Origin of the sequence: Methylobacterium sp. E-045, assembly GCF_022829685.1 — a bacterium.
Lineage (GTDB): Bacteria > Pseudomonadota > Alphaproteobacteria > Rhizobiales > Beijerinckiaceae > Methylobacterium.
In genome coordinates this window covers 23,401-41,977 of the sequence record NZ_JAKSYE010000035.1, presented here as the reverse complement: position 1 = coordinate 41,977, position 18,577 = coordinate 23,401, and the positions used below count along the sequence as shown (strand labels likewise).

The window sequence follows — 18,577 nt, the reverse complement described above, 5'->3', positions numbered from 1 at the left end:
GGGGGGGGGGGGGCAGCTTTCCCTCGTCGAAGACCCGGGGGCATCCAGGCGCTGCGCCCGTCAGCTCCATGATCAATCGAGCTTGAATCAGATGCGCCACATGGCGGGCGAATGACCCCGCCAATTCGGAACCAACCCTGAGTTGGTGCGTTGACGCACGTTATGAATTCTGATTGGGGAGATCGACATGGCTCTGTCCTCGGCCTTGAGCATGGTGCGCCATGACGATCTCATCCGGGCGTCGCAGGCGGCGGGCCGTGCGTTCTCGCCGATCGACGATGGTCAGGACGAAGGGGTGGTCGCGTCGTCCCGGTTCCTCGCCCTCTCGGCCGTATCCCTGGCGGGATTCATCGCCAGCTTCGGAATTTTCTTCGTCTTCATCTGAGGCAGACTGTCACACCGCATCGGCGCCGAGCGGCGCCGTCTTGGGCAGCCGTTCCGCAATGGCGGCGACCATCGATTCTTCCTCGCTCTCCTGCGGTTCACCCCAGAATTCGGCCACGCTCGGACCGTTCTCGACCAGCGGGTCGCGCAGAAAGTTCCTGATCTCGTAAGGCCATACCCGTCGCCCCATCCGCGTGTACCAGCGCATGGCGTGGCGCAGCCCGGCATCGCGATGGAACAGGACGCGCGCGAGCGCACGCGGGCGAGCCTGGACCGCCACCTCGATGAACTTGAACCACAGCAGCACCCGCCACGGCGCCATGTGACGGGTTGCCAGCACCTGCTGCTTGTAGTCCCAGCGGCGGCGGTCGGTCTGGATCACGCGCCGATCGGCGGCGAGGCTGAAATACGGCGTCCAGCGATGGGGCGTCACGTAGAGCATCTGGATCTGGTCGGGATCGTAGGACAGGAGCTGGCGCAGGCCGCGCCAGTAATCCCGGTCCGTCTCCTCCTCGAACCCGACGACCCAGGTCGCCATGGAGAGGATGCCGTGGCGGCGCAGCAGACGGATCGCCTCGCGGTCCGTGGTGGTGGCGCCGCCCTTCCGGATGCGCGCGAGCGTCGCCTCGTCGGTGCTCTCCAACCCGAGGAGGAAGCGCGTCCAGCCGGCACGCTTGTAGAGATGCAGGATGTCGGCGTCGCGCACGATGTCGTCGGCGCGGGTCGAGCCCACCAGGATGAGGTCCACATCCTCCGCGATCAGCGTTTCGAGGAAGACCTGCCACGCCTTCTTCGACACTGTGGGGTTCTCGTCCGCGAAGTTGATGACCCGCACCCCGTGGTCGCGATGGAGCCGGGCCAGTTCCCTGGCGAACGTCACCGGGTCGCGGTGGCGCCAGCGGGTCCAGAAGCCGCGCTGACCGCAATAATTGCAGAGATGCGGACAGCCGCGTGAGAACTGCACGACGACGGCGCGCAGGCCGCCCCAATAACTGTAGCGAGCATGGTCGATGAGTTCCCAGCCGACGCGGTAGGCGTCGAGGTCGCGGATCACCGGCGCGGCCTGTGTGGCATGGGGGCCGTCGCCGCTGCGAAAGGCGATACCGGGCACGCAGGCCAGGGGCGTTCGGCCCGAGAGGGCGGCCATCAGCCGGCGCGCCGTCTCCTCGCCCTCCCCGCGCACGATGGCGGTGACGTAGGGCTCGTCCTTCAGGATCTCGCGCCAGTGGTAGGTTGGGAACACCCCGCCATAGACGATGGTGAGCCCCGGCCGGGCGCTCGCCAGTCGTGATGCGATGTCGGCGATGACCGGATGGCCCGAGGTCGAGCCGGAATGCCCGAACAGGACGGCATCGGGACGGAAGACCAGAACCTTCGCCACGATGGCGTCCGGGTCCATCGGGCCGAACTCGCCGTCGATCAGGCGAACCTCGTGTCCGTCGTCGATGAGCGGGCCGCCGATGGCGAGAAGCCCCAGGGGTGGGAGATGGTCGTCGGGGATGCGGCTGCCGATGGCCGGGTGGGGCACGTTGACGAGGACGATGCGCATGGCTTTCCCTCTCCGCTGTCTCGATGCTCTCAAGCGGCCACGGAGCCGGTATCCAGCCCGCCGAAGCGGCGGTCGCGGCACCGGTATGCGGCGAGCGCCTCGTCGAGGTCGCCGGCGTCGAAATCCGGCCAGTGGCGGTGCGTGAAGTGGAGTTCGGCGTAGGCGCTCTCCCAGAGCAGGAAATCGGAGAGCCGCTGCTCGCCGCTGGTGCGGATCACGAGATCGACCTCGGGGACGCAGGTATCGCCGGTCACCAGGGCCGAGAAGGCGGCGCGCGTGATGCCGGGATCGCTGGAAAGCGCGGCGGCCAGGATGGCGTCGCGGGCGGAATAATCGACGGCGATCCGCAGATGCAGGGCCTTCCCGGCGAAGGTCGCGGCCTCCGCGCGGCCGATGGCGGCGGCGAGGCCATCCGGCAGACGGTCGCGTCGGCCGATCACGCTGAGCCGCACACCGTTCTCCACCAATCGGGAGACCTCGTTGCGGAGGTAGAGCCGGAGCAGCCCCATCAGGGCGGAGACCTCCGCTTCCGGGCGTCGCCAGTTGTCGCAGGAGAAGGCGTAAAGGGTGAGGGTACCGATTCCGCGCTTGGGCGCTGCCTCGACGATCCGGCGGATCGCCTCGACACCCTCCCTGTGGCCGAGTGCGCGGGGCAGGCCGCGCGACGAGGCCCAGCGCCCGTTGCCGTCCATGATGATCCCGACATGCAGTCCAGGTGTCTGTTCACTTTGCATCACAAAGCTCCTTGGCAAAAAAAGACGGATTTCGGGTGTCAGGCCGGTCGAACGACGAGGGGAAGGCTCGCGGTTTCGGCTGCCTTGGCGGCGTCCCGGACCACTTGTTCCAGGACGGCGAGGTAATCGAGGAAGCGCGTGCGCCCGGCCTGCGTCAGGTGGCAGGTGGTGAGCGGCCGCGTGCCGCCCTGGCCCGTGCCATGACCTTTGCGGATCTCCACAAGGCCGGCCTCCTGCAGCACCTGGAGGTGGCGGCTGAGATTGCCGTCGGTGAGGCCGCAGAGCTGCTTCAGGTCGCCGAAGGCGAGGCCCTTCGGGGCCGCCATCAGCGAGGTGAGGAGGCCGAGCCGGGCCTTCTCGTGAATGACCCGGTCGAGGCCGTCATAAGCGAAGGGGGCCTCAGGCATCGGTCTCCTCCCGGGCACGGTAGAGGATCGCGGCCATGAGGAACTGGCCGATGGCGAAGGGCAGGCCCATGGTCCAGGGCGAGAGGGCGTGGTCGGCGCTTCCCAGCATCAGGACGGCGAGGCCCGCCACCATGTACCAGGCGCCCGGCAGCGCGACGCCCTTCGGCAGGGACCGCACCGAGGCGAAGAGCCCGAGGCTCACCAGCATCTGCCACAGGCCGGGCAGCATCCAGAGGTTCTCCGGAGAGACCCGGACCAGGACCAGGGCGAGCAGGGCGCCCGCCGCGCCCGCAGGCAGGAATTGCTCAACCGCGTTCACGATCGCCGTGTCGGTGAGCCCCGCATGGTCTCGCCGCGAACGGGCTCGCATCTCGGCGCCGATGAGGCCGGCGGAGGCCAGGGCGGCGGCGATCCAGCCGCCGAGGAACAGCAGCGGCTCCCCGGTCGGGTCGTCGAGCCAGACATGCTGTGCCAGGGCGGTGCCGAGAGCGAGGACGCCCGTGGCCGCGATGGCGGAGGGCCCGAACCCGCAGAAGGCGTCGCCGCGGGCGAGCTGCGCGCGGATCGCCACGATATCGGCCAGGGCCTTGTCGAGATCGGACATCCGACGCTCCCGAATCAACTTTGTATCGCAAAGTAAGCCGATCCGGTGTCCGCCCGCAAGTGCCTTCCGGCACGCACGGTCATCGGCTGCGGGTCTCCTTCAGTCCTGCGCCAGCCGCTCGGTCAGGGACGGCGACAGGCCGATGCTCTCGAGGGACGGTGCCGGCTGGCCCGGCGGCAAGCCGCAGATCGCGGCGGCGAGGACCGCGCGGGTGCCCACCTCCACCGAACACAGGACGGGCACCGGCACCTGCGGCTGGATGCGTTCGGCGAGGCCGGCGAGCGCTGCCCCGCCGAGGATCACCACATCCGCCCCGTCCCGGAGGGCGCAGGTCGTGCAGGCGGCGGCCAGATCCGCCAGGGCCGCCTCGGGGTCCCGGGCGATGCGGTCTCCGGTGGGAGCGATGGTGCGGATGGCGGCGAGTTTGTCGGACAGGCCGATCGCCGCCACGAATTCCTCCAGCATCGGCCCCCACAGGGCGCCCCCGGTGACGATGGCAAAGCGCCCTCCCCGCGCGGTGGCGGCAAGGCACGAGGCTTCCGCCATCCCCACCACCGGGAGGGGGGAGATCTCGCGGAGCGCCCCGAGCCCCGGATCGCCGAAACAGGCGAGATAGACCGCGTCGCAGCCCTCCGCATGCTCGGCCAGCGCGTCGAGGGCGGCATGGGCCGCGATCGCGGAAGCCGCACGGCTGGCGATGTAGCGCGCGCCGAAGCGCCCGGTGACCGGCACGAACTCGGCGGAGTCGCCCGCCACCCGCCGTGCGTGCCCGGCCACGAGCTCGGTGACGGAGGCGGTCGTGTTGGGGTTGATGAGGAGGATGCGCAACGGGAATCGATCTCCGGTCAGGCCTTGGCCGCGACCGCCGTCTTACGCATCAGGACGACATAGATCGAGAAGCCCAGGGCCACGCCGATGAACCAGCTGAAATTCGCCAGGCTTCCCAGTGCCGGGATGACGGCGCAGAGCACCGGCACCAGCGCGGAGGGGATGACGCTGAAGATGGCGGCGCGGTTGTAGCCGCCATCGTACCAATACGTGCCCGTCGGGCTCATCGTGTAGAGGTCGTCCACGACCACGTGCTGCTTCCGCACCACGAAGAAGTCGGCGATCAGGATGCCGAAGAGCGGGCCGATGAACGCGCCGAGGATGTCGAGCGTGTAATGGATCACGGCCGGGTTGTTGTAGAGGTTCCACGGGGTGATGAAGATCGAGGCCACGGCGGCGATCATGCCGCCCATGCGCCAGCTGATGTGCTGCGGCGCCACGTTCGAGAAATCGAAGGCCGGCGAGACGAAGTTGGCCACGATGTTGATGCCGATCGTCGCCGTCATGAAGGTGAAGGCGCCGAGCACCACGGCGTAGGTGTTGTCGATTTTGCTCACCGTCTCCACCGGATCGATGATGAGGTGGCCGAAGACCGGGAGCGTCGACGAGGTGGTGATGACGGTGAGCAGCGAGAAGCCGATGAAGTTCACCGGCAGGCCCCAGAAATTGCCGGCCTTCACCGCGGGGAACGAACGTCCGTAGCGTGAGAAGTCGCCGAAATTCAGCATCGGCCCGGAGAAATACGAGACGACCAGGGCGACCGCGTTGATCATCACCGGCAGGGCGTCCCAGCCCTGGTACTTCACCTCGCCCAGGGTGAGGCCGACATTCGAGACGCCGGCCCTGGCCACGAGGTAGACCGCCAGTGAGATCATCACCACGTAGACGGCGGGGCCGGCCCAATCGATGAACTTGCGGATCGCCTCCATGCCGCGCCAGAACACCAGGGCCTGGATCACCCACAGGACCATGAAGGCCGCCCAGCCGAGGCTCGACAGGCCGGCGAAGCCGAACCGGGTCACGTCGGCATAGGGCTTCAACTCCGGGTAGAAGCGCAAGGCGACGATCATGAAGGCGCTGGAGGCGAGGTAAGTCTGGATGCCGTACCAGGCGACCGCGATGAGCCCCCGGATGATGGCCGGGATGTTGGCGCCCTTCACGCCGAAGGAAGCCCGGCAGATCACCGGATAGGGCGTGCCCGTGACCTGGCTCGGCTTGGCCACGAGGTTGCAGAAGAACTGCACGATGAGGATGCCGACGAGGAGCGAGACCAGTACCTGCCAGCTCACCAGTCCGAGGGAGAACAGGCTGCCCGCCGTGATGTAGCCGCCGACACTGTGGACGTCCGACATCCAGAAGGCGAAGAAGTTATAGGTGCCCCAGGTCTGCTTCCTGAGAGGAGCCAGATCCTCGTTGGTGAGACGGTCGTCGTAACCGGGTTTGATCACCACATCCGCATGGGATCCCGGAACGGCGCCTCCGGACGCGGCCGGTTCGGCGATCGACGCGCTGTGTGACATGGGCCCGGTCCTCCTTCATCGAGAGGGCCAAAGTCCCTGTCCGAGGAGCTTCGGCCCAAGCAGGGCATGTGCCAGCGCAGGGGGCACGCACACCCTCGGCCGGTATCCCATCGGGTGCGGTATGCACCGGATAAGCGAAGGTGCTTGGCCCGTGGTCGATTGACAAGACACCTCAAGGCTCTAAGTGTCCCGCAACGCGTGTGCGCGGCTGGTCTAGTGTTCGAGCGATCCTTTTCGAACGGACCTCGAAGCCTGGCTCACGACGATCTTCTCCGCGCGGACCGGTATGAGTTTCCGCGCGCAACGGTTCACATCAGCATATGTCTTTTGCCGACCTCGGATTGAGCGACAAGGTCCTCCAGGCCGTCACGGCCGCGGGCTACACGGACCCGACGCCGATCCAGGCTCAAGCCATCCCGCACGTTCTGGCACGCCGCGACGTCCTCGGCATCGCCCAGACCGGGACCGGCAAGACCGCCGCCTTCACCCTTCCGATGCTCACCCTGCTGGAGAACGGCCGGGCGCGGGCCCGCATGCCGCGCACCCTGATCCTGGAGCCGACCCGCGAACTCGCGGCCCAGGTGGTGGAGAATTTCGACCGCTACGGCCTGAACCACAAGCTCAACGTGGCCCTGATCATCGGCGGCGTCTCCTTCGCCGAGCAGGATGCCAAGCTGATGCGGGGCGCCGACGTGCTGATCGCGACGCCTGGCCGCCTGCTCGACCATTTCGAGCGCGGCAAGCTCCTGCTCACCGGCGTCGAACTCCTGGTCATCGACGAGGCCGACCGGATGCTCGATATGGGCTTCATCCCCGATATCGAGCGCATCGTGAAGATGGTGCCCTTCACCCGTCAGACCCTGTTCTTCTCCGCCACCATGCCGCCGGAGATCGAGCGGCTGGCCGACGTGTTCCTGCACAATCCGCAGCGGATCGAGGTGGCCCGCCCCGCCTCCACCGCGACGACGATCGTGCAGAAGCTCGTGGCCGTGGGATCGGAAGGTCACGAGAAGCGCGACCTCCTGCGCCGGCTCATCCGCGGTGAGGCCGAACTCAACAACGGCATCATCTTCTGCAACCGCAAGCGCGACGTCGCGCTGCTGCAAAAGTCGCTGGCGAGCCACGGCTTCAACGTCGCGGCCCTGCACGGCGACATGGACCAGCGCGCCCGCACGATCGCCCTCGACGGCTTCCGCTCCGGAGAGGTTCCGCTGCTGGTGGCCAGCGACGTGGCGGCCCGTGGCCTCGACATCCCGGCGGTGAGCCACGTCTTCAATTTCGACGTGCCGCATCATCCGGAGGATTACGTCCACCGCATCGGGCGAACCGGCCGCGCCGGCCGCGCCGGCCATGCCTTCACCCTGGTGACGCGTTCCGACGAGCGCTCGGTGACCGCCATCGAGAGCCTGATCGGCCAGCCGATCCCCTGGGCCGAAGGTGATCTCGGCACCGCGGCCGAGCCGTCGGCGGAGGTCGAAGAGGGGGAGACCCGGACCCGCCATCGTGGACGCGGCGGGGATGCCGCACGGCGCTCGCGCGGTGGCGACGGCGGCCGCTCCGAGGCGGCCAAGCCCGAGGGGAGGCGCTCGTCGTCCCGCGAGCGCCCGCCCGCCCGGCATTCCGAGCCGGCACGGGCCGAGGCCGCCGTCGCCGAGCCCGTGGCCCACGAGGAGGCGGCGGAGACGCAGCGTGAGGCCCCGCGTCGGCGCGAGCCGTCGCGTCCCGCGCAGGACCATCGTGGCGCGGAGCAGCGCAAGCCCGCGTCTGACCGTGGCCGCGACGAACGCCGTCCCGCACCCCGCCGCCGGGACGACGAAGACGGAGACACGCCGCTGGGACTGGGCGAGCACGTACCCGCCTTCCTCCTGCGTCCGGCCGTGATCAAGAAGGCGAAGTAACGCGCGGATCCACAATCTGTTCCCGCTCCTTTAACGGCGTATCCATCATCCACCCGCTACCTTGCGCTCCCCGGCGATGGATGCCGGATCAAGGGGCGCGCGGGTTGATGAGTCACGGAAGCTACGGTGACAGGGAGAGAACCTTCGCTCTGGCCGACCGCGCCAACGTCCTGATGCGTGACTACGGCTCCTCGGCGACGCCCCAGGCCTATGCCGTCTGGTACACCTACGTGTCGGGCGCGCAGCCGCTGATGAACGATGCGATCAAGACGTTGACCACCGAGAACGGCAGCCTGTCGGATGCCGATATCGATTCCCTCTACGAGACCTATCTCGACAGCCGCCGCCTCGTCGCCGCCACCGAGCGGATGAACGCGAACATGCTGGCCGAGATCGAGGGCATCATGGAAGTGATGGACCTCTCCCTCGGATCGACGGCGCAGTACGGGGCCTCGCTGCAGGCGCTGTCGCACGACCTCGACATGTCCGACCAGAACCGCGCCCGCGTCCGGGAGATCATCACGACCCTGGTCTCGACCACCCGGGAAATCACCGCCAGCAACCGGACCCTCGAAGCGCGCATGCGGGAAAGCCGCAGCGAGATCGAGACCTTGCGCGAGACCCTGGAAGCGACGCGGCTGGAGAGTCTCACCGATCCCCTCACCGGACTGTCCAACCGCAAGCATTTCGAGGAGAGCCTGCGCAAGATGGTCGACGGCGCCGCCAGCCAGGCGGTTCCGTCCAGCCTGATCGTCATCGACGTCGATTTCTTCAAGCGTTTCAATGACGTCTACGGCCACCTCACGGGCGATCAGGTGCTGCGTCTCGTGGCCATCGTCATGCGCGAGCATCTCAAGGCCCGCGTCACCCTCGCCCGTTTCGGCGGGGAGGAGTTCGGGATCCTCCTGCCCGAGACCCACCGTGCTGCGGCCGTCGCCATCGGCGAGAAGGTTCGTGCGAGCGTGATGGGTCGCGAATTGGTGAAGCGGACCACCGGAGAGTCCCTCGGCAAGGTGACGATCTCCCTCGGTGTCGCCACGTCGCGCCCGGGCGACACCTCCGTGTCGCTCCTCGAGCGCGCCGACCAGTGCATGTTCATGGCCAAGCGCGAGGGCCGCAACCGGACCGTGGACGATTCCCGCGTCGCGTTGGAGGCGCTCACGGCCGTGGCGTGAGCGCCTCGATCAGTCCGAGGCCGCTCCGGCGTCAGGCGGAGGCGCGGAGCGCTTCGGGATTGGCCGGCGTGATCGCGACGGATTCACCGCAGCCGCAGGACGAGGTCTGGTTCGGGTTGTTGAACACGAACTGCGACGACAGCTTCGTCGTCTTGAAATCCATCTCCGTGCCGAGGAGGAACAGGAGCGCCTTCGGGTCGACGAACACCGTCACCCCGCGATCCTCCACCATGTCCTCACCGGGGTTGCGCCCTTCGGCATATTCCATCGTGTAGGACATGCCGGCGCAGCCGCCGTTCTTCACGCCGACCCTCAGGCCGGCAATGGGCTTCTCCGCATCGGCGATGATCGCTTTGATCCGGTCCGCCGCCGCGTCGGTCAGGGACAGGACCTTGAAACTCTTGAGCATGGGTCTCTCCGGCAGCCGGGTTCAAGGCCCGGGCGGTTGAGGATGATGGTACGTCGTTAAGATAAGGATGGCGGAGGCTGCGGTCCACTGTCGTGCGTTGCGCCGAGCCCCGCCTGGCTATGAAATTCTTCGCGCGGCGAGACGAAGGGGGCGATGGCGGACGCAGTGCGCAGGAGCATGACCCCGGAAGAGTTCTTCGATTGGCAGCTCGGCCAGGACGAGCTTTACGAACTCGTCGACGGACATCCGGTGCCCCGCCACCGAATGATGACCGGAGCGAGCAAGCAGCACGACCGAGCGACGGTGAATATCATCGTCCGTCTCGGAAATCAGCTGCGCGCCACGCCATGTCGTCCGATGACGGCCGACATCGCCATCCGGACCAGCATCAAGGGACTGCGCCGTCCCGACGTCATGGTCGAGTGCGCGCCGCTGATTCCCGACACCTATGAAGTTCGGGAGCCGAAGCTGGTGGTGGAGGTTGCTTCCCCTCCACCACGTCGATCGAGCAGACGCGCAAGGTGGAGGAGTACAAGCGCCATCCGACGCTGGCCTACATCCTCCTCGTCGAGACGTTGAAGCCGCAGGCCTTGCTCTACCTGCGAGCCGGTGACGCCTGGGAGATCGAGACCTTCGAAGGCCTTGATGCCGTCGTCACCCTGCCGGCAATCGGTGCCGAACTGGCCATGGCGGACATCTACGACGGACTGACCTTCCCGGTGCGCAGGGATCTCGCGGCCGAAGAACCGAACGCTTAGGTCAATGCGGCTACCACATGTCGAGGGCGACGCGGGCCTCGTCCGACATCCGGCTCTGGTCCCACGGCGGATCGAACACCATCGTGACGCTGCAGGACTGGATGCCCGGCACGGCGGCCACCGCCGTCTCGACCCAGCCCGGCATCTCGCCGGCCACGGGACAGCCCGGCGCCGTCAGCGTCATGTCGATGGCGACCGTGCGGTCGTCGGCGATGTCGACCTTGTAGATCAGGCCGAGCTCATAGATGTCGGCCGGGATCTCGGGATCGTAGACGCTCTTCAGCGCCGCGACGATGGCGTCGGTCAGGCGGTCGAGCTCTTCGGGCGGGATCGCCGAATCGCTGGCGATGGCGGGGGTGTTGGCTCCGCCGGTGATGGTCGAGTCGCTCATGGTGTGATCCTCAGGCGAACATCATCTCGGCCTTGGCCAGTGCCTCGGCGAGGGCGTCCACTTCCGCATGGGTATTATACAGGCCGAACGAGGCGCGACAGGTGGAGGTCGCACCGAATCGTGTGAGCAGCGGCATCGCGCAATGGGTGCCGGCCCGGATCGCGACGCCGTAGCGGTCGATCACGGTGGCGATGTCGTGGGCATGGGCGCCCTTCATCTCGAAGGCGATGACCCCGCCCTTGCCCTTGGCGGTGCCGATCATCCGCACGGAGTTCATGGCCCCGAGCCGCTCCTGCGCATAGGCGAGGAGCGCGGCTTCGTGCGCCGCGATCCTGTCGCGGCCGAGCGTCATCATGAATTCGAGAGCCGCGCCGAGGCCCACGGCCTCGATGATCGCCGGGGTTCCGGCCTCGAACCGGTGCGGCGGGTCGTTGTAGGTGATCGTGTCCTGAGAGACGGTGCGGATCATCTCGCCGCCGCCCTGATAGGGGGGCAGGCGCTCGAGCCATTCCTTCTTGCCGTAGAGCACGCCGATCCCGGTGGGACCGTAGACCTTGTGACCGGTGAAGACGAAGAAGTCGCAATCGAGCGCCTTCACGTCGATGGGCTGGTGGACCGCGCTCTGAGCGCCATCCAGCAGCACCGGCACGCCGTGAGCATGCGCGATGCGGACGATCTCGGCCGCTGGCGTCACCGTGCCGAGCACGTTCGACATGTGGGTGATCGCCACCATCTTGGTGCGGGCTGAGAACAGCTTTTCGTACTCGTCGAGGAGGAAGTTGCCCTCATCGTCCACGGGCGCCCATTTGATCACCGCCCCGCGCCGCTCGCGCAAAAAATGCCAGGGCACGATGTTGGAATGGTGCTCCATGATCGAGAGGATGATCTCGTCCCCCTCCCCGATCTGGCCGAGCAGTCCCATGGACGAGGCCACGAGGTTGTAGGCTTCCGTGGCGTTGCGGGTGAAGATGATCTCGTCGGTGGACGAGGCGTTGAGGAATTGCCGCGTGGTCTCGCGCGCGCCCTCGAACCCTTCGGTCGCCGCATTCGCCATGAAATGCAGGCCGCGATGGACGTTGGCGTAGCCGGTCTCCATGCAGTTCACCATCGCGTCGATCACCGCGCGCGGCTTCTGCGACGAGGCCGCATTGTCGAGATAGACCAGCGGCCGGCCATAGACCGTCTGCGAAAGGATCGGGAACTCGGCCCGGATCGCCTCGACGTCGTAGGGAGTGTTGGGGACGGGTGCGTTCATGTCTCGACTTTCCAAGGAGGAGTCGGGTGACGAACCCACCCAGTTCCTCATCCTGAGGTGCTGCGAAGCAGCCTCGAAGGAGGGCTCCCGTATCCGCCGCGCTCCGGCACCTCGGGATGAGGTCGCGGAGGGATGCGGACACTCGAATATCGGCCTCGTTATCGAGGCCGATATCCAGTTTTCTTATCCCCGTGCCTTGAGCCACGCCTCGATCGTGCCGATCAGCGCCTCGCGGGCGCCCTCGTGGCTCACCGATTCGATGGCGGCACCCAGGAAGGCCTGGACCAGAAGGCTCTCGGCTTCCGGCTTCGGCAGCCCGCGCTGCATCAGGTAGAACAGCAGATCGTCGTCGAGAGCGCCGCAGGTGGCGCCGTGGCCGCAGGCGACGTCGTCGGCGAAGATCTCGAGCTCCGGCTTGTTCATCATCTGCCCCTCGTCGGAGAGGATGAGACAGGCCGACATCATCTTGCCGTCGGTCTGCTGGGCCGCCTGCTGGACGATGATCTTGCCCTGGAACACGCCCGTGGCCTCGCCATCCACCACGGTCTTGAACAGCTCGCGGCTGACGCCGCCCGTGCCGGCATGGTCGGCCAGGAAGGTCGTGTCGGCGAGCTGCCTGCCGTTGAGCATCGCGGCACCGTTGACGATGGCGTTGCCGTCGGCGCCGGCGAAGTTCAGGTAGACCTGATGGCGCGAGAGCACGCCGCCGACGACCACGTTGACGGTCTCCACCGCGGATTTGGCGCCGAGCTTGACCGACAGGGTCGAGAGCGCCACGGCCTCGCGTCCTTCCGCATTCAGGCGCGCGTGGCGGAAGGTGGCGTCGTCGCCCACAACCACGTCCACCGCGTCGTTGGGCTGGTAGGCGATGCCGTCCGGTCCCTCGTGGCTTTCCAGCACGAACGCTTCCGCACCCTCCCCCAGCGTGACGAGCACGCGGGTGGCCGTGGAATAAGCCTCCGATCCGGTGCCGACGAAGCGCAGGTGGAGCGGCATCTCGACCTTGGCGCCGGCCTCTACCGCGATCAGGGCACCATCGGCCAGGAACGCGGTGTTGAGCTGGTAGATCGCGTTCTCGGAGGCCTGACGTACGGGCGTCAACCGATCGAGGAGCGCGTTGCCCTCGGCGAGGGCCTGGGTCAGCGGCGTCACGTTGACGCCGGCCGGGATGCGGCCGAGGTCGGATTCCTCGGCGATGAAGTGGCCGTTGACGAAGGTGAGACGCACGGCCTCGATCCCGGCAAAGCCTTTGGCCTCGGCGGAGGCCGCCTTGGCGGTCTCGGCCGAGGGCATCTCCGCCGGGTGGGCGGCGTCGCGAAACGCCGAGCGCAGGTCGGTGTACTTGAACGCCTCGACGCGGCGGGTCGGCAGGCCCACCGCCTCGAAATAACGGAACGCCTCCTCGCGGGCGATCGACACGCCCGTGGGGTATTTCATCTTCGTGGCTTCGAAGAGCTTCGACAGGCCGGTCTCGGCCGCCGTGCGGAGGGGAGTGACGTCGGCCATGGTCAGGCAGCCTCGCCCGTGCGGTACTCGGCGTAGCCGGAAGCCTCCAGGGCCTTGGCCAGATCCTTGTCGCCCGACTTCACGATGCGCCCCTGCGACATCACGTGGACCACGTCCGGCACGATGTAGTCGAGCAGGCGCTGGTAGTGGGTGATGACGAGGAACGAGCGGCCCTGTGCGCGGAGTGCGTTCACGCCGCCCGAGACGATGCGGAGGGCATCGATGTCGAGGCCCGAATCGGTCTCGTCGAGGACGCAGAATTTCGGCTCCAGCAGCGCCATCTGCAGGATCTCCATGCGCTTCTTCTCGCCGCCGGAGAACCCGACATTGAGAGCGCGCTTGAGCATCTCCTTGTTGATCTCCAGCTTCTCGGCAGCAGCATTCACCTTGCGGATGAAGTCGGGGGTGGAGAGCTCGCCCTCGCCGCGCGCCCGGCGCTGGGCGTTCAGCGTCGCCTTAAGGAAGGTCATGGTGCCCACGCCCGGAATTTCCAGCGGATACTGGAAGGCCAGGAACACGCCGGAGGCCGCGCGCTCGTCGGGGCTCATTTCGAGGATGTTCACGCCGTCGAGTAGGATCTCGCCGTCGGTGACCTCGTAGTCCTCCTTGCCGGCGATGACGTAGGACAGGGTCGACTTGCCCGAGCCGTTCGGCCCCATGATGGCCGCGACCTCGCCGTCGTTCACCGTGAGGTTGAGGCCGTTGAGGATCTGCTTGTCCTCGATGGCGACCGTGAGGTTCTTGATTTCGATCATGTCAGATCAGTCCATTCTTTTCTTCAAGAGGTCACGCGTCGGATGCGATGATTCCTGCTCCGCGCTTCCAAAACTATCGAGTTCGTAAAAACCGCAGCTGCCGATCCAATACGTTCCTTCGTGTGAGTCATCTTTCTCGAGAGCGGCTGTTAAGAGCCTGCTGCCGGAAATCGCTCCGAACAGAGCCGAGGCAAGCCCACAATTCGCACCTTCTTCGCCTCCAAAGGTCACTATCCGGATCGTATCGGATGTTGTGCCTTTGACCTTTTTCCTTACCGAGGCGACACTCGTCGCTATCAGACCATTGCCTGAGTTGACTGCCATGTTGAGGTTCTCAATGCGAACCGTTGCAACGGTCGATGCTTGTCCGAACCTGTAACTCTGACGTTCCTCGTTCGTTTTGAGGCCGATCGGGAATGGGCAGTCGCAGGCGTGTGCAGGACTGCCCAAATTCACGATGACTGCAACGACGCCCAAAGAGCCGCGTAGCATCACCCTGATTTATCCACCGTCGTCACTCCGCAAGTTCAAGCCGTCGTTCGATTTGATCGAGGCGATGCTTGATCGCGGCGATGTCGCCGTGATCGTGATCCTGAAGCGTGACGACCCCGGCAAGATGCTGGCGGATGGCGGTCATTTCAACGCTCAGCGTCTGCATGTAGTCCGTCATCTTGCCCATCTCCCCGCGAATCGCACGAAGATGTTCCAGAACGAGGTTGTCAGGCTCCGCCATTACCCCACGCTCCCTTCGAGGCTGATCGAGATCAGCTTCTGGGCCTCGACGGCGAACTCCATCGGCAGCTGCTGCAGCACATCGCGGACGAAGCCGTTGACGATAAGCGCGGTCGCCTCCTCGTTGGAGAGGCCACGCTGCTGGCAGTAGAACATCTGGTCTTCCGAGATCTTCGAGGTGGTGGCCTCGTGCTCGAACTGGGCGGAGGAATTCTTCGACTCGATGTAGGGCACGGTGTGCGCGCCGCACTGGTCGCCGATGAGCAGCGAATCGCAATTGGTGAAGTTGCGCGCGCCCGTCGCCTTGCGATGCGCGGAGACGAGGCCCCGGTAGGTGTTCTGCGAACGCCCGGCGGAAATCCCCTTCGAGATGATCCGGCTCGTCGTGTTCTTGCCGAGATGGATCATCTTGGTGCCGGAATCGACCTGCTGCATGCCGTTCGACACCGCGATCGAGTAGAACTCGCCCCGGGAATTGTCGCCTCGCAGGATGCAGGACGGGTATTTCCAGGTGATGGCCGAGCCGGTCTCCACCTGCGTCCACGAGATCTTCGAGTTCGCGCCACGGCAATCGCCGCGCTTGGTGACGAAGTTGTAGATGCCGCCCTTGCCCTCGTTGTCGCCGGGGTACCAGTTCTGCACCGTCGAGTACTTGATCTCGGCGTCCTCCAACGCGACGAGCTCGACCACGGCGGCGTGGAGCTGGTTGTCGTCGCGCTTCGGGGCGGTGCAACCCTCGAGATACGAGACGTAGCTCCCCTTGTCGGCGATGATCAGGGTCCGCTCGAACTGGCCGGTGTCGCGCTCGTTGATGCGGAAATAGGTCGACAGCTCCATCGGGCAGCGCACGCCCGGCGGGATGTAGACGAACGAGCCGTCGGAGAAGACCGCCGAGTTGAGCGTCGCGAAGAAGTTGTCCGTCACCGGCACGACCGAGCCGAGGTACTTCCGGACGAGGTCGGGGTACTCGCGGATCGCCTCCGAGATCGGCATGAAGATCACGCCGGCCTTCGACAGTTCCGCCTTGAAGGTGGTGGCCACAGAGACCGAGTCGAACACCGCGTCCACGGCGACCCGGCGCTCGGGGGCGATGCCTTCCAGCACCTCGACCTCGCGCAGGGGAATGCCGAGCTTCTCGTAGGTCTTCAGGATCTCCGGATCGATCTCATCCAGAGACATGGCGGCCGGGCGCTTCGGGGCTGCATAATAGTAGATGTCGCTGTAATCGACCTTGTCGTACTCCACACGGGCCCATTCGGGCTCCTTCATGGTCTGCCAGCGCTTGTAGGCGTCGAGGCGCCAGGCCAGCATCCATTCGGGCTCGTCCTTCTTGGCCGAGATGAAGCGCACGACATCCTCGGAGATGCCCTTTGCGGACTTCTCCATCTCGATCGTGGTCTCGAACCCGTACTTGTACTGGTCGAGGTCGATGGAGCGGACCCGATCGATGGTTTCCTGCACTGCAGGCATTGCACGTCTCCTGACCTACACCGGCGTCAAGGGCCGGGGGTTTTCGCGAGAGGATGGCTTGGGATGGACGGCGCGTCAGGCCGCCTGCCCTCGCCGTTGATATAGGGTCCCCACATGCCGTTCGAAGGCCGTGAGGAAGCGTGAGCGGTCACTTTCCGTGCTGTTCCAGCCGAAACTGACGCGCAGCGCCCCCGCAGCCAGCGCGGGGCTCACGCCCATGGCAGCCAGGACGGTCGAGCGAGCGACTTTGCCCGACGAGCAGGCCGATCCGGACGAGATCGCGACGCCGGCGAGATCCAGCGCCATCAGCGCCGTCGCCGCATCGAGGCCGGGCACTGAAAAGCACAGGGTGCTGGGAAGCCGCGCCACGCCGCTCCCGAAGACGACGGCATCCGGGGCGATCCGAAGCAGGGCGGTTTGCGTGGAATCCCGAAGGCCGGCATCGATACCTGAGAGACCGGCCCGGGCGATCCGCGCCGCCTCGCCCAATCCGACGAGGCCCGGCAGGTTCTCCGTGCCGCAGCGCTGGCGCGACTCCTGGCCGCCGCCGCGCACGAAAGCCTGATCCAACGTGACGTCCTCGGCGAGGACGATCGCCCCGGTCCCCTTCGGCGCGGCGAATTTGTGCCCGGACAGGGTCAGGGCATCGAGGCCGAGGCCTGCGAAATCCAGGGGCATCTTCCCCACCGCCTGCACCGCGTCGCTATGGACGAGGGCGCGGCCATGCGCTTTGGCCAGGGCGACGATCTCGGCGAGGGGCTGGATCACGCCGGTCTCGTTGTTGGCGGCGTGGATGGAGACCAGCACGGCCTCGCCCCCCGCCCGCTCCAGGCTTCGTTCCAGGGCGGCGAGATCGATGAGCCCGGACGGCAGCACCGGAACGACCTCCACCGATTCCGGCGCGAAGCGGTGTCCCGCCGTAACGCAGGGATGCTCGGTGGCGCCGATCAGCAGGCGCGTCGGCATGGGGCGTCCGGCCTTGGTCAGCGCACCCGACAGGACCGCATTGGCCGCCTCGGTGCCGCCGCTGGTGAAAACGACGCGGCCGCGGCCGGCGCCGACCAGGGCGGCGACATGCTCGCGTGCCGCTTCCAGCGCGGCCTTGGCGTTGCGTCCCTCGCGATGGATCGACGAGGGGTTGCCCGGCAGTTCGAGCGCCCGCGCGACCGCCGCCGCCACCTCCGGACGAACCGGCGATGTCGCGTTGTGGTCGAGATAGGCGCGCGAAACACTCATGCGTTGGTCAAGGTCCGAACCGACATTTCCTTGCTTTTGCCCCCCGTCATCATGCTAAGGCGCCGGAACGACACGTCTTCGCCAAGCGCCGAGCTTCTGGAGGCGACCGATCCGAGATCTCTCGAACCGACCTAGTTTAGAATCATTCTAATAACCTAGAATTATTCTAAGAGCGTTTTTAAGAGTGCGGCGCAGCGAGTCAAGGCGCGTTGTCCCACAAGGATGGGTTGCCCTCGCACTGCGGCGCCAGGAGTTTTGGAAAGACCATGCCCGAAGTCATCTTCACCGGACCCGCCGGCCGTCTCGAGGGGCGCTACCAGGCGCCCAAGAAGAAGGGCGCGCCGATCGCGATCGTGCTGCATCCGCACCCCCAGTTCGGGGGCACGATGAACAATCAGATCGTGTACAATCTTTTCTACACCTTCGCCAATCGCGGCTTCGCGGCGCTCCGCTTCAATTTCCGCGGCGTCGGCCGCAGCCAGGGCAATTTCGACCATGGCACCGGCGAGTTGTCCGATGCGGCCTCGGCCCTCGACTGGGTGCAGTCGGTCAACCCCGAAGCGCGGGCGTGCTGGATCGCCGGCGTCTCGTTCGGCTCATGGATCGGCATGCAGCTGCTGATGCGCCGCCCCGAGATCGAGGGCTTCATCTCCATCGCGGCCATGGCCAACCGCTACGACTTCACCTTCCTCGCTCCTTGCCCCTCCTCCGGCCTGTTCGTGCACGGCTCCGAGGACCGGGTGGCCCCGGCCCGCGAGGTCATGCCGGTGATCGAGAAGGTGAAGGTGCAGAAGGGCGTCATCATCGAGCATCAGGTAGTGGACGGCGCCAACCACTTCTTCGACGGCAAGGTCGACGAGCTGACCCAGACGGTCGACACCTATCTCGACAAGCGGCTCGGCCCGAAGGATCAGGTTGGCTGAGACCGGTATCGCCGGGCCGAGCCGATCTCGACGGGCGCCCCGC

General features: G+C 66.4%; 21 protein-coding genes. 6 read left to right on the top strand and 15 right to left on the bottom strand.

Annotation, left to right across the window (positions count from 1 at the left end; translation table 11 throughout):
- Positions 1–187 precede the first annotated feature (187 nt).
- Positions 188–385, top strand: a complete 198-nt coding sequence (locus tag MKK51_RS04690) for a hypothetical protein (RefSeq protein WP_243975292.1) — start codon at positions 188–190, stop codon at positions 383–385.
- A gap of 9 nt (positions 386–394) precedes the next feature.
- Here MKK51_RS04690 and bchE read toward each other — a convergent pair whose 3' ends face one another.
- The 6 genes from bchE to MKK51_RS04660 all read right to left on the bottom strand — a co-directional run bounded on the left by bchE (position 395) and on the right by MKK51_RS04660 (position 6,026).
- Complete coding sequence (bchE, locus tag MKK51_RS04685; protein ID WP_243975291.1) at positions 395–1,933, bottom strand: magnesium-protoporphyrin IX monomethyl ester anaerobic oxidative cyclase; 1,539 nt, start codon at positions 1,931–1,933, stop codon at positions 395–397.
- Positions 1,934–1,962: 29 nt separating this feature from the next.
- Positions 1,963–2,667, bottom strand: a complete 705-nt coding sequence (locus MKK51_RS04680; protein ID WP_243975290.1) for a di-trans,poly-cis-decaprenylcistransferase — start codon at positions 2,665–2,667, stop codon at positions 1,963–1,965.
- 38 nt (positions 2,668–2,705) lie between these two features.
- On the bottom strand, positions 2,706–3,074 hold the full coding sequence (locus MKK51_RS04675) for a transcriptional regulator (protein WP_243975289.1): 369 nt from the start codon (positions 3,072–3,074) through the stop codon (positions 2,706–2,708).
- Positions 3,067–3,678: a hypothetical protein gene (locus MKK51_RS04670; RefSeq protein WP_243975288.1), complete on the bottom strand. Its 612-nt coding sequence runs from the start codon at positions 3,676–3,678 to the stop codon at positions 3,067–3,069. The genes MKK51_RS04675 and MKK51_RS04670 overlap by 8 nt, the downstream gene beginning before the upstream one ends.
- A 99-nt stretch (positions 3,679–3,777) precedes the next feature.
- Positions 3,778–4,506 carry an aspartate/glutamate racemase family protein gene (locus MKK51_RS04665; protein ID WP_243975286.1) on the bottom strand — a complete coding sequence of 243 codons (729 nt, stop codon included), beginning with the start codon at positions 4,504–4,506 and terminating at the stop codon, positions 3,778–3,780.
- 17 nt (positions 4,507–4,523) lie between these two features.
- Positions 4,524–6,026, bottom strand: coding sequence for an NCS1 family nucleobase:cation symporter-1 (locus tag MKK51_RS04660; RefSeq protein WP_243975284.1), 1,503 nt, complete (start codon positions 6,024–6,026; stop codon positions 4,524–4,526).
- A 320-nt stretch (positions 6,027–6,346) separates the two neighbouring features.
- Here MKK51_RS04660 and MKK51_RS04655 point away from each other — a divergent pair, with 320 nt between their 5' ends.
- The gene (locus tag MKK51_RS04655) at positions 6,347–7,924 is read left to right on the top strand and encodes a DEAD/DEAH box helicase (RefSeq protein ID WP_243975283.1); all 1,578 of its coding nucleotides are present in this window, start codon (positions 6,347–6,349) and stop codon (positions 7,922–7,924) included.
- Between the two features lie 107 nt (positions 7,925–8,031).
- Positions 8,032–9,099: a GGDEF domain-containing protein gene (locus tag MKK51_RS04650; protein WP_243975282.1), complete on the top strand. Its 1,068-nt coding sequence runs from the start codon at positions 8,032–8,034 to the stop codon at positions 9,097–9,099.
- Between the two features lie 31 nt (positions 9,100–9,130).
- Here MKK51_RS04650 and MKK51_RS04645 read toward each other — a convergent pair whose 3' ends face one another.
- The gene (locus tag MKK51_RS04645; protein WP_018043450.1) at positions 9,131–9,508 is read right to left on the bottom strand and encodes a HesB/IscA family protein; all 378 of its coding nucleotides are present in this window, start codon (positions 9,506–9,508) and stop codon (positions 9,131–9,133) included.
- Positions 9,509–9,661: 153 nt separating this feature from the next.
- On the opposite strand from MKK51_RS04645, the gene MKK51_RS04640 reads away from it, so the two are divergent.
- Both MKK51_RS04640 and MKK51_RS04635 read left to right on the top strand, forming a co-directional pair.
- On the top strand, positions 9,662–10,087 hold the full coding sequence (locus tag MKK51_RS04640) for a Uma2 family endonuclease (RefSeq protein ID WP_313898792.1): 426 nt from the start codon (positions 9,662–9,664) through the stop codon (positions 10,085–10,087).
- A complete protein-coding gene (locus MKK51_RS04635; RefSeq protein ID WP_243975280.1) occupies positions 10,030–10,266 on the top strand; it encodes a hypothetical protein in 237 nt (78 codons plus the stop codon). The genes MKK51_RS04640 and MKK51_RS04635 overlap by 58 nt, the downstream gene beginning before the upstream one ends.
- Before the next feature lie 10 nt (positions 10,267–10,276).
- Here the strand turns inward: MKK51_RS04635 and MKK51_RS04630 are convergent, their stop codons facing one another.
- The 8 genes from MKK51_RS04630 to MKK51_RS04595 form a co-directional block, all read right to left on the bottom strand.
- Positions 10,277–10,657: an SUF system Fe-S cluster assembly protein gene (locus MKK51_RS04630; protein ID WP_018043448.1), complete on the bottom strand. Its 381-nt coding sequence runs from the start codon at positions 10,655–10,657 to the stop codon at positions 10,277–10,279.
- A 10-nt stretch (positions 10,658–10,667) separates the two neighbouring features.
- Positions 10,668–11,912, bottom strand: a complete 1,245-nt coding sequence (locus tag MKK51_RS04625) for a cysteine desulfurase (RefSeq protein WP_243975279.1) — start codon at positions 11,910–11,912, stop codon at positions 10,668–10,670.
- 183 nt (positions 11,913–12,095) lie between these two features.
- Positions 12,096–13,418 (bottom strand): Fe-S cluster assembly protein SufD, encoded by a 1,323-nt coding sequence (gene sufD / locus MKK51_RS04620; RefSeq protein WP_243975278.1) that lies wholly within the window; start codon positions 13,416–13,418, stop codon positions 12,096–12,098.
- A gap of 2 nt (positions 13,419–13,420) precedes the next feature.
- The gene (gene sufC, locus MKK51_RS04615) at positions 13,421–14,173 is read right to left on the bottom strand and encodes a Fe-S cluster assembly ATPase SufC (RefSeq protein WP_243975277.1); all 753 of its coding nucleotides are present in this window, start codon (positions 14,171–14,173) and stop codon (positions 13,421–13,423) included.
- A gap of 6 nt (positions 14,174–14,179) precedes the next feature.
- Positions 14,180–14,665, bottom strand: coding sequence for a hypothetical protein (locus MKK51_RS04610; protein ID WP_243975276.1), 486 nt, complete (start codon positions 14,663–14,665; stop codon positions 14,180–14,182).
- A gap of 22 nt (positions 14,666–14,687) precedes the next feature.
- Positions 14,688–14,906 carry a hypothetical protein gene (locus MKK51_RS04605; RefSeq protein ID WP_243975275.1) on the bottom strand — a complete coding sequence of 73 codons (219 nt, stop codon included), beginning with the start codon at positions 14,904–14,906 and terminating at the stop codon, positions 14,688–14,690.
- Entirely contained in the window at positions 14,906–16,375 is a 1,470-nt protein-coding gene (sufB, locus tag MKK51_RS04600) for a Fe-S cluster assembly protein SufB (RefSeq protein ID WP_243975274.1), read from the bottom strand. Before sufB ends, MKK51_RS04605 begins: the two co-directional genes overlap by 1 nt.
- A gap of 75 nt (positions 16,376–16,450) precedes the next feature.
- On the bottom strand, positions 16,451–17,611 hold the full coding sequence (locus MKK51_RS04595; RefSeq protein WP_243975273.1) for a cysteine desulfurase family protein: 1,161 nt from the start codon (positions 17,609–17,611) through the stop codon (positions 16,451–16,453).
- A 266-nt stretch (positions 17,612–17,877) separates the two neighbouring features.
- Between MKK51_RS04595 and MKK51_RS04590 the strand changes: the two genes are divergently transcribed.
- Positions 17,878–18,534, top strand: a complete 657-nt coding sequence (locus MKK51_RS04590; protein ID WP_243975272.1) for an alpha/beta hydrolase — start codon at positions 17,878–17,880, stop codon at positions 18,532–18,534.
- Positions 18,535–18,577 lie beyond the last annotated feature (43 nt).